Source organism: Blattabacterium cuenoti (assembly GCF_014252355.1).
GTDB lineage: Bacteria > Bacteroidota > Bacteroidia > Flavobacteriales > Blattabacteriaceae > Blattabacterium > Blattabacterium cuenoti_AD.
Genome location: NZ_CP059217.1, coordinates 92178 through 107338, shown reverse-complemented (window position 1 = coordinate 107338; position 15161 = coordinate 92178). Strand labels below are relative to the sequence as shown.

Annotated in this window: 16 protein-coding genes and 1 tRNA gene; 9 read left to right on the top strand and 8 right to left on the bottom strand. The window is 22.1% G+C overall.

Annotation, left to right across the window (positions count from 1 at the left end; translation table 11 throughout):
• The first annotated feature begins 8 nt into the window (after window positions 1-8).
• Entirely contained in the window at window positions 9-1847 is a 1839-nt protein-coding gene (htpG, locus tag H0H38_RS00490) for a molecular chaperone HtpG (protein ID WP_185872834.1), read from the top strand.
• A gap of 9 nt (window positions 1848-1856) precedes the next feature.
• On the opposite strand, the gene H0H38_RS00485 is transcribed toward htpG, so the two are convergent.
• Genes H0H38_RS00485 through H0H38_RS02800 form a run of 3 tightly spaced genes read right to left on the bottom strand, consistent with a single transcriptional unit; the run spans window position 1857 to window position 3363 of the window.
• Window positions 1857-2627, bottom strand: a complete 771-nt coding sequence (locus H0H38_RS00485; protein ID WP_185872833.1) for a 3'-5' exonuclease — start codon at window positions 2625-2627, stop codon at window positions 1857-1859.
• Complete coding sequence (locus tag H0H38_RS00480; protein ID WP_238785413.1) at window positions 2618-3112, bottom strand: CDP-alcohol phosphatidyltransferase family protein; 495 nt, start codon at window positions 3110-3112, stop codon at window positions 2618-2620. Before H0H38_RS00480 ends, H0H38_RS00485 begins: the two co-directional genes overlap by 10 nt.
• A 56-nt stretch (window positions 3113-3168) precedes the next feature.
• Window positions 3169-3363, bottom strand: a complete 195-nt coding sequence (locus tag H0H38_RS02800) for a CDP-alcohol phosphatidyltransferase family protein (protein ID WP_238785412.1) — start codon at window positions 3361-3363, stop codon at window positions 3169-3171.
• Window positions 3364-3393: 30 nt separating this feature from the next.
• Here H0H38_RS02800 and ybeY point away from each other — a divergent pair, with 30 nt between their 5' ends.
• Together ybeY and mnmG are read left to right on the top strand one after the other, a co-directional pair.
• Window positions 3394-3834: an rRNA maturation RNase YbeY gene (gene ybeY, locus H0H38_RS00475; RefSeq protein ID WP_185872832.1), complete on the top strand. Its 441-nt coding sequence runs from the start codon at window positions 3394-3396 to the stop codon at window positions 3832-3834.
• A gap of 2 nt (window positions 3835-3836) precedes the next feature.
• Window positions 3837-5708, top strand: a complete 1872-nt coding sequence (gene mnmG / locus H0H38_RS00470; RefSeq protein ID WP_185872831.1) for a tRNA uridine-5-carboxymethylaminomethyl(34) synthesis enzyme MnmG — start codon at window positions 3837-3839, stop codon at window positions 5706-5708.
• Here the strand turns inward: mnmG and H0H38_RS00465 are convergent.
• Complete coding sequence (locus tag H0H38_RS00465; protein ID WP_238785411.1) at window positions 5705-6004, bottom strand: septum formation initiator family protein; 300 nt, start codon at window positions 6002-6004, stop codon at window positions 5705-5707. The two genes, mnmG and H0H38_RS00465, sit on opposite strands and share 4 nt — an antisense overlap.
• 193 nt (window positions 6005-6197) lie before the next feature.
• On the opposite strand from H0H38_RS00465, the gene fumC reads away from it, so the two are divergent.
• On the top strand, window positions 6198-7583 hold the full coding sequence (fumC, locus tag H0H38_RS00460; RefSeq protein ID WP_185872830.1) for a class II fumarate hydratase: 1386 nt from the start codon (window positions 6198-6200) through the stop codon (window positions 7581-7583).
• 10 nt (window positions 7584-7593) lie between these two features.
• Here the strand turns inward: fumC and H0H38_RS00455 are convergent, their stop codons facing one another.
• Window positions 7594-8364, bottom strand: coding sequence for a TatD family hydrolase (locus tag H0H38_RS00455; protein ID WP_317168652.1), 771 nt, complete (start codon window positions 8362-8364; stop codon window positions 7594-7596).
• Window positions 8365-8406: 42 nt separating this feature from the next.
• On the opposite strand from H0H38_RS00455, the gene fabD reads away from it, so the two are divergent.
• The 3 genes from fabD to H0H38_RS00440 are packed head-to-tail and all read left to right on the top strand — an operon-like array spanning window position 8407 to window position 11498.
• Entirely contained in the window at window positions 8407-9264 is an 858-nt protein-coding gene (gene fabD / locus H0H38_RS00450) for an ACP S-malonyltransferase (protein ID WP_185872829.1), read from the top strand.
• Between the two features lies 1 nt (window position 9265).
• The gene (locus tag H0H38_RS00445; RefSeq protein ID WP_185872828.1) at window positions 9266-10222 is read left to right on the top strand and encodes a GYDIA family GHMP kinase; all 957 of its coding nucleotides are present in this window, start codon (window positions 9266-9268) and stop codon (window positions 10220-10222) included.
• A gap of 31 nt (window positions 10223-10253) precedes the next feature.
• Window positions 10254-11498 (top strand): citrate synthase, encoded by a 1245-nt coding sequence (locus H0H38_RS00440; protein ID WP_185872827.1) that lies wholly within the window; start codon window positions 10254-10256, stop codon window positions 11496-11498.
• Between the two features lie 28 nt (window positions 11499-11526).
• Here the strand turns inward: H0H38_RS00440 and H0H38_RS00435 are convergent.
• The 3 genes from H0H38_RS00435 to H0H38_RS00425 form a co-directional block, all read right to left on the bottom strand.
• Window positions 11527-11613 (bottom strand) — tRNA-Leu (locus H0H38_RS00435).
• Between the two features lie 40 nt (window positions 11614-11653).
• Window positions 11654-13261, bottom strand: coding sequence for an Rne/Rng family ribonuclease (locus tag H0H38_RS00430; RefSeq protein ID WP_185872826.1), 1608 nt, complete (start codon window positions 13259-13261; stop codon window positions 11654-11656).
• Window positions 13262-13422: 161 nt separating this feature from the next.
• Entirely contained in the window at window positions 13423-13731 is a 309-nt protein-coding gene (locus tag H0H38_RS00425) for an HU family DNA-binding protein (protein WP_185872825.1), read from the bottom strand.
• Between the two features lie 619 nt (window positions 13732-14350).
• On the opposite strand from H0H38_RS00425, the gene H0H38_RS02835 reads away from it, so the two are divergent.
• Together H0H38_RS02835 and H0H38_RS00420 are read left to right on the top strand one after the other, a co-directional pair.
• Window positions 14351-14476: a hypothetical protein gene (locus H0H38_RS02835; RefSeq protein WP_262887272.1), complete on the top strand. Its 126-nt coding sequence runs from the start codon at window positions 14351-14353 to the stop codon at window positions 14474-14476.
• Between the two features lie 22 nt (window positions 14477-14498).
• Window positions 14499-15125: a tetratricopeptide repeat protein gene (locus H0H38_RS00420; RefSeq protein WP_185872824.1), complete on the top strand. Its 627-nt coding sequence runs from the start codon at window positions 14499-14501 to the stop codon at window positions 15123-15125.
• The last annotated feature ends 36 nt before the right edge of the window (window positions 15126-15161 follow it).

Genomic DNA, 15161 nt, shown 5'->3' with positions numbered 1-15161 from the left:
TAACTATAATGAATAAAAAATTTACTGTAACCTCGGAAAATATTTTTCCAATTATTAAAAGATTTCTTTATTCTGATCAAGAAATTTTTTTACGAGAATTAATTTCTAATGCAACTGATGCAATTCTAAAATTAGAAACTTTATCAAAGTTAGGAAAACTAGATATGAATTTAGGATATCTTAAAATAGATATAACTATAAACAAAGCAGATAATACTATTCATATTGTGGATAATGGAATTGGAATGACTAAAGAAGAAATAGAAAAATATATTAATCAAATAGCATTTTCTGGTGCTGAAGAGTTTATAAAAAAATATAAATATAATTCCAATAAATCGATAATTGGACATTTTGGATTAGGTTTTTATTCTGCTTTTATGGTATCAAAAAAAGTAATGATTTTAACTCAATCATATAAAAATAAATATTCTTCTATTTGTTGGACATGTGAAGGGACACCAGAAATAGATATAAAAATATTACAAGAAAAAAAAACAAGGGGAACAGAAATTATTTTATTTATTAATGATGAAAGTAAAGAATTTTTAGATCAAAATCGAATTATAGACTTATTAAACCAATATTGTAAATTTATGCCGGTTCCTATTTATTTTAATAATGATAAAAAAATGATGGTGAATAATATTCATCCTATTTGGAATAAACAACCGGCTAATTTAAAAGATAAAGATTATTTAGATTTTTATTCTGAATTGTATCAACATCAATCATTTAATGAAGTATTATTTTGGGTGCATTTAAATATTGATCATCCTTTTCATTTAACAGGGGTTTTATATTTTCCCAAATCAATAAATACAATGGAAATACAAAAAGATACAATACATTTGTATCAAAATCAAGTATATGTTACTAAAAATTTAAAAGGAATAGTTCCAGATTTTCTAAGTTTTTTAAAAGGAGTGATAGATTCACCAGATATTCCACTGAATGTTTCAAGATCTCATTTACAAACTGATAGTTCTGTAAAAAATATTTCAAAATATATTACTAGAAAAGTAGCAGATAAATTGTTATTTTTATTTAAAAAAGATAGAAAAACTTTTCAAAAAAATTGGAAATATATAAAAATTATTATAGAATATGGTATAATCACTGAAAAAACTTTTTTTGACAAAGCAAATAAATTTTTTCTTTATTCAACAGTTAATGAAGAATTTTTTCTTTTGGAAGAATATAAAGAGAAAGTAAAATATAAACAAATAAATAAAGAAGGTAAGATTATTTTTTTATATACTTCAGATAAAGATAAACAAGATAGTCAAATTAAATTAGCAAAAGAACGTTCTTATGAAGTATTAATTTTGGATAGTCCATTAACTATCCATTTAATACAAAAAATAGAATTAGAATATAGAGATATTTCTTTTATTCGTGTAGATTCAGATCATATTGATAAATTAATTCATAAAACCGATACTATTAAATATGAATCTAAATTATCTGAACAAGAAAAAGAAGAACTCAAACAATTAGTTAATAGTATATCATTAATACAAGAATATAATTTATCTCTTCTAAAATTAGAACATCTTTCTAAACAAGATTATCCATTTTTAATAATAATTCCTGAATATTCAAGAAGAATAAAAGAAATGAGTGATCAACAACAACAACAACATAAATATAATAATAATAAATTACATCAATTAATTATCAATACAAATCATCCTATAATAGATAAAATATTAAAAGAATCAAATAAGGACAACAAAATGAAGATTCTTATAGAATCTTTAATGTTAACTCTTTTATCAAAAAACTTATTACGTGGAAAAAATCTAACTTCTTTTATATCGCAAAAATTTAAAGATCTTGTTTAAGAGAAAAAATTAATTTTTATTAAATTTTTTTAATTTGACTTTTGTAAATATTTTTTTTGTATAAAGTGGAAAATTGGAATTTTGTATCCATGCATAATATTTTGGATCCTTTTCAAAAATATCGGAAACTTTTTGTCCTTTATATTTTCCAAAATTAAAGATTTCATTACCAGATGAATCGATTTTTACAAATCCAGCAAGATCAGCTATTTTATTATGATTTGAAAATAAATTTAAACTATTGACATCTGTTTTAAGATTTTTATATTTTTCTAATTGTGCTAATAATATTTCATATGTAGCAAATGTATCTGCCTTTGAACTATGTGCTTTTTTTAAATTTTTATTACAATAATATTGATAGGCTGCAGAAAGAGTTCTAGGTTCCATTTTATGAAAAATAACTTGAACATCTATTGTTTTATGTTTTTTGATATCAAATGATACACCGGCTCTAAGCATTTCTTCAGCTAAAAGAGGAATATCAAATCTATTTGAATTATAACCTGCTAAATCTGTGTTTTCTATCATCTTCATAATTGATGTTGCTATTTCTTTAAAAGTTAATTTTCCTTTTACATCATCATCTGTAATTCCATGAATTGCTGTAGATTGTGGTGGTATTGGTATTTCTGGAAATATCAACCAAGTTTTATCTTCTTGATTTCCATTTTGAAATATTTTTAATATAGAAATTTCTATAATCCTATCTTTTCCAATATCTATACCGGTTGCTTCAATATCGAAGAAACAAATAGGACGATTAATTTTTAATTGCATAAATCAGTGTTTTCTTTATAATTTAATTTTTGATAAAATTGATAAAAAATAGAATATATAATATAAAGAAGTATAATATATGTAATAGCTATGAAATATAAAGTTAATAAAAAAATTATGCTAATAAATAGGAATATATAACGTACATGATTTTTTTTCCAAGATGTTCCTTGAAATTTTAAATGAAACATATTTATTTTAGAAATTAAAAAATAACAAGAACAACAAATCATAATCAAAATTTGAATAGGGGATAAAATAATCAATTTTCTGATTAATCCTGTATTTAGATGCGACATAATAATAATAGATAAAGAAGAAAAAAATAAAGCATTTATTGGTGTTGTTAATCCATAATTATATTTTTTTTGACATGTATTATATATAGTATTAAATCTTGCTAAACGTAATGAAGAAAAAATGACAATTAAAAAAGAAAACCATTTATAATACATTGTATTTGTTTTATGAATTTGAAATAACATAAAAATAATTATGGATGAAAAAATACAAAAGAAATTAAATCAGCCATAGAATCTAGTTATTTACCAAATTTATTTTCATTTTTTATACATCTTGATAAAGATCCATCTAGATAATCAAAGAAAATGGAAAATAAATTAAAAATAAAAGATTTAATAAAATATTTTTTTTGTAAAAGAATAATTGAAATACATCCAAAAAATAAGTTTAATAAAGTTATTATGTTTGCTAACCAATTTATAATCTTTTTCATGATCATAATTTTAAATAAAATTAAAAAATTATGATTAATTTTTTTTATAAAGTTTCTAATTTTTTTATTAAAGATGAATTAAATTTTATTCAATGTATAAAAATGATATTGAATAATGAAGGAAAAGAAATTGGAAATATTAATTATATTTTTTGTAATGATAGTTACATCTTAAAAATTAATCAAAAATATTTAAAAAAGAATTATTATACTGATGTTATATCTTTTGATAGTAGTAATAGTAGTATTACTAATAAAAAAATAATAACACATTCTTTTGTATCAGGTGATATATTTATAAGTATAGATAGAGTACGGGATAATGCTAACAAATGGCATGAACTTTTTCAAAGAGAATTGTACAGAGTGATGATTCATGCTATATTACATTTAATAGGATATAATGATCAAAAAATTACTGATAAAATATATATGAATAAAAAAGAAGAATTTTATTTAATTTTATTTTAATTATGTTTACAAAAAATTATGATGTTATTGTTGTTGGGGGTGGCCATGCTGGTTCTGAAGCTGCTTGTGCCTCATCTAAAATGGGATCTAAGACGTTATTAATTACTAGTAATTTATATACTATAGGACAAATGTCATGTAATCCTGCAATTGGTGGAATTGCAAAAGGACAAATTATTAGAGAAATTGATGCATTAGGAGGTTGTTCAGGGGTAATTGCAGATAATAGTATGATTCAATTTAGAATGTTAAATAAATCTAAAGGACCTGCTATGTGGAGTCCAAGAGCACAATGTGATAGAAAAATTTTTTCTAATACGTGGAGATTTTTTTTAGAAAAACATAATTTATTGGATCTATATCAAGATACTGTAACCTCTTTAATTATTAAAAATTATAAAGTAGAAGGTATTATAACGGCTTTTGGTATTAAAATTTATGGAAAATCTGTAATTCTTACAAATGGTACTTTTTTAAATGGTAAAATTTTCATTGGTAAAAATATAGTTAATGGAGGTAGAATTTCAGAGCCAGATATCAAAGGGCTTAGTGATCAATTGATAAATTTGGGATTCAAACATGGAAGAATGAAAACAGGAACATCACCTAGAATAGATGGAAATTCTTTAAATTATAAAAAAATGGAATGTCAATCAGGTGATATTCCACCTAAACAATTTTCTTTTTTTCATAAAAAATCATTAATTAAACAATTAAATTGTTATATCACATTTACTAATTTAGAAGTTCATGATTATATTACACAAAATATACAAAATTCTCCAATTGTTTTAGGATATATTCATGGAAAAAGTCCTAGATATTGTCCTTCTATTGAAGAAAAAATTGATAGATTTAAAAATAAAGAACAGCATCAAATTTTTGTAGAACCAGAAGGATGGAATACATCAGAAATGTATTTAAATGGATTTTCTACTTCATTACCAGAAAAAATTCAATATCAAGCATTAAAAAAAATCTCTGGATTTGAAAAAGTAAAAATTTTAAGACCTGGATATGCGGTTGAATATGATTATTTTTATCCAACACAATTGAAATTTACTTTAGAAAGTAAATGGATTAATAATCTTTTTTTTGCTGGACAAATTAATGGAACAACTGGATATGAAGAAGCTGCCGCACAAGGTTTATTAGCCGGAATTAATGCACATCTTAAAATAAAGGAACAAAATCCATTTTGTCTTAAAAGAAATCAAGCTTATATAGGAGTTTTAATTGATGATTTAATTACTAAGGGAACAGATGAACCTTATAGAATGTTTACTTCTAGAGCAGAGTATAGATTATTATTACGTCAAGATAATGCAGATGATAGGTTAACTTATTTAGGATATAAAATTGGTTTAATTTCAAAATATCAAATGGATGCAGTAAATAAAAAAATAAGAGATATAAAACAATGTATTGATATTTTTAAATATTTTAATGTTAAACCGATAGTAATAAATAATATTTTAAAAAATTTTAAATCTTCTATTATTCATGATAATAAGAGAATATATGATATTTTGGCTCGTCCGGAAATAGATATAAACAAATTAATTAATTGTATTCCATATTTAAAAATAATAATAGAAAAAAATAAGTTTAGTCAAGAAGTATTAGAACAAGTTTCTATTCGTATTAAATATAAAGGATATCTTGATAAAGAAATAAAAAATGCTAAAAAATTATCTAATCTTGAAAATATTATGATACCAAAACATTTTAATTATTCTAAAATTAAATCTCTTTCTAAAGAATCAATAGAAAAGTTAATGTTTTATCGTCCAATATCTTTAGCACATGCATCTAGAATTAGTGGAGTTTCTCCATCAGATTTAAGTATTTTATTAATTTATATTAAAAATTAATTTATTTTCTTTAACAGAAATAAATCTTCATCATCTTTTTTCATAAAAAATTTTTCTCTTGCAAATTTTTCTAAAAATTTTTGATTGGTCGTTAATTGTTTTAAATAATTTCCTTCTATAATAATTTTTCTTTTTAAATAATTTCTATCAATAATTAATTGATGTTTATATTTATTAAATTTCCAATGTAATATTAATGAATTTGTATCAAAAAATAACATCCATATTATGAATAGTAAACTACTCCATAAATATTTATTCTTTAATATTTTAAAGATTTTATTATTTTTTATCATAAATAAAAAATTTAATAAATATCCAAAATACAATAAAAAATGATAAAAATAATATACACCAAAAACCAGATAATAGAATAATAATAAATAATAAAAATCCAATAAATTTCATCATATAATTATCAAATATTTCTTTTTATTATTAAAAATTTTTAATTTTAATTAATTAATTTAATAAATTAATTCAAATAAAATGATTTTTAGAATAGAAAAAGACTCTTTAGGATCAGTTAAAGTTCCATCAGATAAATATTGGGGAGCACAAACTGAGAGATCTAAAAATAATTTTAAAATAGGGCCTCCTAAATCTATGCCAATCGAAATTATTTATGCATTTGCTATTTTAAAAAAAGCGTCAGCATATGTTAATTATAAATGTGGATTGCTATCAGATAAAAAAAGAAAATTAATTTCTATTGTTTGTGATGAAATTTTGGAAGGACAATTAGATGATCAATTTCCTTTAGTTATTTGGCAAACTGGGTCTGGAACACATTCTAATATGAATGTTAATGAAGTTATTTCTAATAGATCTCAGGTATTAATTGGAAAAAAATTAGGAGAAGAAAAATCTTTTATACATCCAAATGATGATGTAAATATGTCTCAATCATCTAATGATACTTATTCTACAGCAATGCACATTGCATCATATAAGATATTAGTCACTCGAACTATACCTGCCATTCAACAATTAATAAATGAATTAAAAAAGAAAGAAAAAAAATTTTTTAATATTATCAAAATAGGTAGAACACATTTAATGGATGCGATTCCTATAACTTTAGGTCAAGAATTTTCTGGGTATGTTTCTCAATTACATCATGGATTAATATCTCTTAAAAATACTTTATCTCATTTATCAGAATTAGCCATTGGTGGAACTGCAGTTGGAACGGGACTTAATGCTCCAAAAAATTTTGATCATATGTCTGTTGAATATATAAAACAATATACTGGATATCCATTTGTAGTAGCAAATAACAAATATGAAGCTATTGCATCTCATGATGCAATAGTTGAATCTCATGCTGCATTGAAACAAATAGCTATTTCATTAATAAAAATATCTAATGATATTAGATGTTTATCTTCTGGACCACGTGCTGGAATAGGAGAATTATGTTTACCTGAAAATGAACCTGGGTCTTCTATTATGCCTGGAAAAATAAATCCTACGCAATGTGAATCGTTATTAATGGTCTGTACTCAAATTATTGGTAATGATTTTGTAATTTCTATAGCTGGGGCTTCTGGAAATTATGAATTAAATGTATATAAACCTTTAATGGCTTATAATTTTTTACAATCTGCAAATCTTTTATCAGATGCATGTATTTCATTTTCTAATTTATGTATAAAAGGTATTTATCCTAATTTTATTAAAATTAAAGAAAATTTAGAAAGATCATTAATGTTAATTACTGCATTAAATCCTCATATTGGATACGAAAAATCTGCACAAATTGTACATAATGCTTATAAGAATAATACAACATTAAAAGAAGAATCAATTAAATTAGGATATCTTACAAGTGAAGAATTTGATAACTTCGTTCAACCTGATAAAATGGTATAGCTAACCTTGTTTATAAAATATTTGAGAATATATTATCTATATTTAAATTAATAATATTTGATATTTTTATTTCTGATATAGAATAAATTTTAGATAATTCTTGTAAAATTTTTATTAAATAAGTTGGTTCATTTCTTGTGCCTCTAAAAGGAGTAGGAGCTAAATATGGACAATCTGTTTCCAATACAATATTTTTTAAACTGATTTTATTTAAAAAAGATATCATATGATTATTTTTAAATGTAATCATTCCACCAATTCCTAATTTTATTCCAAGATCTGTAATTTGTGTTGCTTGTTTTAATGTTCCGCAAAAACAATGAAAAATTCCTTTGATAGGATAATATGTTTTTATAATATTTAAAATTATATCAAAAGCGTTTCTGCAATGAATGATAATAGGTAATTTATAATTTTTTGCTAATTCAATTTGAATTTTAAACGCTTGGATTTGTTCGGATATTAACTTATTATTATAATATAAATCGATTCCTATTTCTCCAATAGAAATGAATGAATATAGTTCTAAATATTTTTTAATTTTTTGTAATTCTATTTTATAATTTAAATTAACTTTATTTGGATGTAATCCTATCATAGGAAAACAAATATTAGTATAATTTTTTTTTAATTCTAATATTGTTGGAATATCTAATAATTCTGTAGATGGAATGAAAAATCTTTTTATTCCATTATAAATAGCTCTTTTTATAACTAATTCTCTATCTTTATCAAATTCTTTCATATATAAATGAGCATGAGTATCTGTAATATTTATCATATAATCATTATTAATTTTACTTAAATTAAAAATTTTTTTTTGATGAAAGCATATATATTTCCTGGTCAAGGATCTCAATTTATTGGAATGGGAAAAGATATTTATATAAATTCAAATATTGCAAAAAAATTATTTAAATATGCTGATGATATTTTAGGATTTAATATGACTAAAATGATGTTAGAAGGATCAAAACAAATTATGAATAATACTAAATATACCCAGTTAGCTATTTTTATGTATTCAGTAATAAAATCAAAAATTTTAAAAAATTTTGATCCTGATATGGTAGCTGGACATTCATTAGGAGAGATTTCTGCATTAACCGCTATTAATGTATTATCTTTTGAAGATGGATTAATATTAGTGAATAAAAGAGGATCTATAATGCAAGATATTTGTGATTCTTATAATGGAGGTATGTTAGCAATTTTTGGATTACAAGATAGCATTGTAGAAACAATTTGTAAAAATGATCCAGGAATTGTTGTTCCATCTAATTATAATAGTCCTGAACAAATAGTTATTTCTGGAGAAATAAGTGCACTTATGAGAGTAAGTAATATTATAAAACAATTTAAAGGTAGTAAAATATTAACTCTGCCTATACATGGAGCATTTCATTCTCCTATCATGGAGCATGGTAAAAATAAATTAAAAAATGTTATAAATAAAATTAATTTTAAGTATTCAAGATGTCCAATTTATCAAAATACTAATGCTAGTCCAGTGAGACAATCTTTAGACATTAAAAAAAATTTGATTGAACAATTAACATCTCCAGTAAAATGGAAACAATCAGTGAATAATATGATTAATGATGGAGCTGTTAATTTTGTTGATATTGGACCAAAAAGTATTTTACAAGGATTATTAAAAAAAATTTTAAATTTTATTTAATATGAATTATTCATTATATAATACTTTTTTTAGTAATGGTAAATTATTATTAACAGGAGAATATATTATTTTATATGGAGCTAATAGTATAGCATTATCTACAAGACAAGGACAATCATTAACTGTTTGTTATGAAAAAAATATGCATTCAAAATCATATTTATATTGGAGTAGTATTACTAATAATAATAAATATTGGTTTAAAGGCATTTTTAGCATTCCTAAAATGGATATTTTTTATGATAATAATAATAGACAAATAGCTAATAATTTAAAAAATTGTATTTTAAAATTTAAAAGTATACAAAAACATTTTTTGCAACAATCATTTATAACAATTTATGTGACAACAAAATTAGAATTTCCTATAAATTGGGGATTAGGTAGTAGTTCTACTTTAATCAGTAATATAGCAAAATGGGCTGATATAAATGATATTTTGATTTTATTAAAACATAATAAAATTCAAGGAATAGGTAGTGGATATGATATAGCGTGTAGTTTTTATCAAGAATCTATTATATTTAAATTACAAAATAATAATATACCAATGATTACGCCTATTAAATTTAACCCATCATTTAAAAAACAACTTTTTTTTCTATATCTTAATAAAAAAAAAAATACTGTTGCAGGAATTAAATTATTTATTAATAAAAATAAAACAATTTCAAAATTAATTATAGATCTGATCTCTTCTATTACTAATAAAATATTATTTTGTAAAACATTAAAAGAATTTGAAAAATTATTATTTCAACATGAAAAAATTATTTCAGATACCTTGGGCCTTCCTACTGTAAAAGAAAAATTATTTCCAGATTATTTAGGATTAGTAAAAAGTTTAGGAACTTGGGGGGGTGATTTTGTTTTAATAAGTTTTAGAAGTGGAATGAAAAAATATTTTTATAAAAAAGGATTTAATACAATTATTTCATTTGAAAAAATGATATTATGAATATTTTTAATTCAATTAAAAATTAATTATTATGTGTGGCATAGTGAATTGTAATATTAATGGAATAGTAAAAACATTTCCAGTTATTTATGGATCTTTAAATGAAAAAGCTATTAATATTTCTACTCTAAGAGAACAAACTGGATATATTACATTTGATCCAGGATTTAAAAATACAAGTATTGCTAAAAGCTCAATTAGTTTTGTAGATGGAGAAAAAGGAATATTATTATATAGAGGATATCCTATAGAAGAAATTATTCAAAAATGTACATTTTTAAAAACTAGTTATTTACTGTTAAATGGTGAACTACCTAATGAGAAGCAATTGCATAATTTTTCATATATGATAAACCAAGTTAATATTTCTAATAATAATACAAAAATTTTACAAATTTTTGAAAAATATCCTATTAATACTCATCCTATGGGTATATTATCTTCATTATCATCTATACTTGAGTTTATGCAAGAAGAAAATAATAATAATATTTTTATTCATTTATTAGCTAAGTTTCCTATATTAGCTGCTTTAATTTATAGAAAAAAACATGGATTATCTCCTGTTAATTATGATAATACTTTGTATTATACTTCCAATATTGTAAATATGTTTTTTGCTACAAATAATGATAAACCAAATTATATTATTGTAGATGCATTAGATAAATTATTAATTTTGCATGCCGATCATGAACAAAATTGTTCTACTACTACAGTACGGTTATTAAGTTCTGCTCATGTTAGTTTATATGCATCTATAGCTGCTGGAATTAGTGCTTTATGGGGCAGATTACATGGAGGAGCTAATGAAGCCGTTATTGAAATGTTAGAAAATATTTTACACAATGGTGGTAATATTAAAAAATGGATTGAAAAAGCAAAAAATAAAAAAGATCCATTTAGATTAATGGGATTTGGACATAGAATTTATAAAAATTTTGATCCAAGAGCAATAATTATTAAACAAGTAGCAGAAAATATTATGAAAAAATTAAAATTTAATAATCCTATTTTACAATTAGCAAAAGAATTAGAAGAAGTAGCGATTAACGATTCTTATTTTATAGAAAAAAAATTATATCCCAATATAGATTTTTATTCTGGTATTATTTATCAGGCTATAGGAATCCCAAAAGATATGTTTACTGTTATGTTTGCTTTAGGTAGATTACCTGGATGGATAGCTCATTGGAAAGAAATGAGATTAAATCAAGAACCATTAGTTAGACCAAGACAAATTTATGTAGGATATAAAAAAAGAAATATTCTTTAAAGATTTTATATTATATTTTTTTTTATTGTGCGGGCGAAGGGATTCGAACCCTTATGCTATTATAATTAGCATCAGATCCTAAGTCTGACGTGTATACCAATTCCACCACGCCCACTGATCACTGATTTACGTTTACGGTATAATAATGAAATTAATTAATTTCTTTTAAAAGAAGATAAAATAATTTTATGTTTTTGATCAAAAATTTGATATTCTGTATATTTAAACATTATATTAGAAATGATTTTAATCCATTTTTTATATTTAAAAAACCATTTTTGTTGAATAGAAGGAAATCCTTTTTTAAGATAAGCAGCTACAAAAGGATGTATATGTAATTCTATTCTATTATTACGTTTTTTATTTATCATAGTTTCTATAATAAATTCTATATGATTTATATAAAACATAGGAGAATATTCTAATTCTGTTATAGTATTTTTGTTTGTTATATATTTGAACTCAGGTTTTACTCTATGACGAGTGAATTGCACTATTCCAAATTCATTTGGTGGTAAAATCTTATGTTTTGCTTTATCATTTTTCATTTCTTGTTGTAAATGATGATAAAGTATTTGTTTTAAAAAAGGATCTGACATATCTATAAAATCTACAATAATAATACCACCCATATCTCTTAATCTAAGTTGTCTAGCAATTTCTGTGGCTGCTGAAAGGTTAACTTTTAAAATTATATTTTCAATTCTGTCTGATTCTTCTAGAAAATTATCTTGTATATGATTAATCATTCCACTATTCACATCTATTACATGTAATGCTTCAGTATGTTCAATAACTAAGTAAGCTCCATTTTTTAATGGAACATGTTTTCCTAGATAATTTTGCATTTTTTTTGTGATTCCATATTTTTTAAATATTGGCAATTTTCCTTCATAATATTTAATAAAGATCTTATCTTTTGGTAGTATCCATGATAAGTATGAATTTATTTCTTGGCATAAAAAATAATTATTGCAATAAATATATTTGAAATTTTTATCTAAAATATCTCTTAATAAACTATAAGTTTTACTACATTCACTAAATACTTTATTTGGTAATGTACATTTAATTAATTGATTTAAAATTGATTTCCATTTACTTATTAAAAAGAATAATTCTCTTTTTAAAATATCATGTTTGATAGCATAGGATGCCGTACGAATAATAATTCCATAATTCTTTGGCTTAAGTTTTTGAATAATAGAAATCAATCGAATTTTTTCTTTATAATTATTTATTTGATGTGAAACATAAATTTTTTCAGAAAAAGGAATTAAAATTAAATTTTTTCCTGGAATAGAAATTTTGGTAGTTAATTTAGGACCTTTATTAGAAATCGCTTCTTTTGAAATTTGTACTAAAATTTTTTGTCCAAGTTGTAATATATTTTCTATAGAATAAAAATTTTTTTTTTTTTCTTCTTCTTCTTCTTCTTCTTCTTCTTCTTCTTCTTCTTCTATAGTGTGATGACACAATAAATAATTATGAAAAGATTCTATTAATTGTGTCTTTTTTTTAAGAATAATGTTAGATTGAAATAATATATCTTTATAATGTAAAAATGCTCCTTTTGAATATCCAATATCAATAATGGCTGCATTCAATCCATAAGATATTTTTTTAACTATACCTAAATATATATCTCCAACAGAAAATTCTTTTTTCAAATTTTCTATATGAATTTCTAATAAATTATCATTTTCTAAAAATGCTATTTTTACGTTTTGTTCATCTGCATGGATAACTAACTTTTTTATCATATACAAAAAAAAAGAAAAGAAATCATCAATCAATAAAATTAATTTTTATTGTTATTTTTTCTTTTTATGCCTATTTTTTCTGTTTCTTTTTTTTCTTTTATGAGTAGCGATTTTTTTTCTTTTTCTTTTTTTTCCGTTTGGCATATTATATAGTAATTTATCTATTTTTTTAATCCTAAAGTTTTTATAGGAACTTTTTCTTTTACGAGTTCAATAAAAGATTTTGATGGTTTAAATGCTGGAATATTATGCGCAGGAATTACAATAGATTCATCTTTTGAAATATGACGACCAAGTTTTTTTGCTCTATATTTAATAATAAATGAACCAAATCCTCTGAGATATACATTTTCTCCTGAGGTCAGACTTTGTTTAATTTTTTTCATAAATATTTCTATAATATTTTTTGTGTCAATTCTCTCAGATCCAGTTTCTGATATGATTTCTGTTATTATATCTGCTTTTGTCATGTTTAATCAATCATTATATATATCAAATAACAAAATTTTATGTTCTAAATATACCAATTTTTTATAAAATTGTCCTACAATTATAGGGTATAGGGTTATAAGATTTATATAAAAATAATTTTGTGTATTTACAAATACATAATGTAATAAAATTAATTATTATACATAATGATAAAATTTGTTGTATTCAATTAAAATTTTGGTTAGTTTTTTTATATACTTATATTAAAATAATTTTATGCATTAATTTATGGATGTGAACCAACGTTTTTTTGTCTTAACAAAAAGAATTAATGTAATTATTTAATACATAATCCGTTTTTTTTTATTTCCATAAAAAATAAAAAAATTGATGATTTACTTTATGATTTGATGAAAACACAAAAAAATCATTTATCTATATAGTATTTGATGATGAATATTGAATATGGAGTAACATGTGTGTGTATGTTGTATTAGTGATATTTGAATGGAATATGTCATTATTGAATAAATAGTAGTATATATTGTTGATGAATTTGATGATAAATACGATTTTTGGTATTTTTTAGTATTCTAAATTAAATAATAATAATTATATATTTGATGAAAAAAAAACTGCTTTAATAAATTTTTACATATGAAAATTAACGAAAAAATGTTTTTTGAAAAAAAAAAAGTAAATGCTGATACTTTAGCTGTATTTATTATGGAGATTAATAAATACTTTCCAAAAATTTATACAAAAGATAGAAGTAATAAGTAATATATTAAAAATATATCATAAAATGTTTTTAACATCAAAATATTTAAATAAATTAGTAATTATATTTATTATTTTAATTAGTATATATATCATGTATTTTTTTTATAAAAATTATTTTTTAAATTTTTTAAACGAAAAACAAGCTTTCAAAGAATTATCATATGCACAGTCATATATTTCAAATGGATTAATTAATAAAGCTTTAAATTATAATATTAAAAATCATTCATTAGGATTGATAGGAATATTACATAAATATCCACATACCAAAGCTGGAAATATATCTAAATTTTATGCTGGTATTTGTTATTATAAATTAGGAAAATATGAATTTTCTATAAACATAATGAAATCTTTTTCATCCAAAGATGAATTATTATCATCTATAAAATATGGATTAATTGGGGATTCATTTGCACAATTAAACAATAATAATGAAGCTATAAAAAATTATATCAAAGCATCGAATATAAGTAAAAATACATTTACTACACCTCTGTATTATTATAAAGCTGCTATGTTAAATTTTTATATAAAAAAATATGCAGCATCTAAATTATTATTTAACAAAATCATAATTGATTATCCTTCTTTTTTTTATTACGATAATGTAGAAAAATATATGATGTTTATTGCAAATAAAATATAATAATTTTTTCACAATGTGAATACATTTTAAACAAAC

Bases quoted from the DNA above. Each gene is read 5' to 3' on its own strand.
- H0H38_RS00455 (WP_317168652.1), bottom strand. From the start codon at position 8,364: ATGATAAATATTACAGATACTCATGCTCATTTATATATGAAAGAATTT.
- htpG (WP_185872834.1), top strand. From the start codon at position 9: ATGAATAAAAAATTTACTGTAACCTCGGAAAATATTTTTCCAATTATT.
- H0H38_RS00480 (WP_238785413.1), bottom strand. From the start codon at position 3,112: ATGTTATTTCAAATTCATAAAACAAATACAATGTATTATAAATGGTTT.
- fumC (WP_185872830.1), top strand. From the start codon at position 6,198: ATGATTTTTAGAATAGAAAAAGACTCTTTAGGATCAGTTAAAGTTCCA.
- H0H38_RS00440 (WP_185872827.1), top strand. From the start codon at position 10,254: ATGTGTGGCATAGTGAATTGTAATATTAATGGAATAGTAAAAACATTT.
- H0H38_RS00430 (WP_185872826.1), bottom strand. From the start codon at position 13,261: ATGATAAAAAAGTTAGTTATCCATGCAGATGAACAAAACGTAAAAATA.
- H0H38_RS00420 (WP_185872824.1), top strand. From the start codon at position 14,499: ATGTTTTTAACATCAAAATATTTAAATAAATTAGTAATTATATTTATT.
- H0H38_RS02835 (WP_262887272.1), top strand. From the start codon at position 14,351: ATGAAAATTAACGAAAAAATGTTTTTTGAAAAAAAAAAAGTAAATGCT.
- H0H38_RS00445 (WP_185872828.1), top strand. From the start codon at position 9,266: ATGAATTATTCATTATATAATACTTTTTTTAGTAATGGTAAATTATTA.
- H0H38_RS00485 (WP_185872833.1), bottom strand. From the start codon at position 2,627: ATGCAATTAAAAATTAATCGTCCTATTTGTTTCTTCGATATTGAAGCA.
- H0H38_RS02800 (WP_238785412.1), bottom strand. From the start codon at position 3,363: ATGAAAAAGATTATAAATTGGTTAGCAAACATAATAACTTTATTAAAC.
- H0H38_RS00425 (WP_185872825.1), bottom strand. From the start codon at position 13,731: ATGACAAAAGCAGATATAATAACAGAAATCATATCAGAAACTGGATCT.
- ybeY (WP_185872832.1), top strand. From the start codon at position 3,394: ATGATTAATTTTTTTTATAAAGTTTCTAATTTTTTTATTAAAGATGAA.
- mnmG (WP_185872831.1), top strand. From the start codon at position 3,837: ATGTTTACAAAAAATTATGATGTTATTGTTGTTGGGGGTGGCCATGCT.
- fabD (WP_185872829.1), top strand. From the start codon at position 8,407: ATGAAAGCATATATATTTCCTGGTCAAGGATCTCAATTTATTGGAATG.
- H0H38_RS00465 (WP_238785411.1), bottom strand. From the start codon at position 6,004: ATGATAAAAAATAATAAAATCTTTAAAATATTAAAGAATAAATATTTA.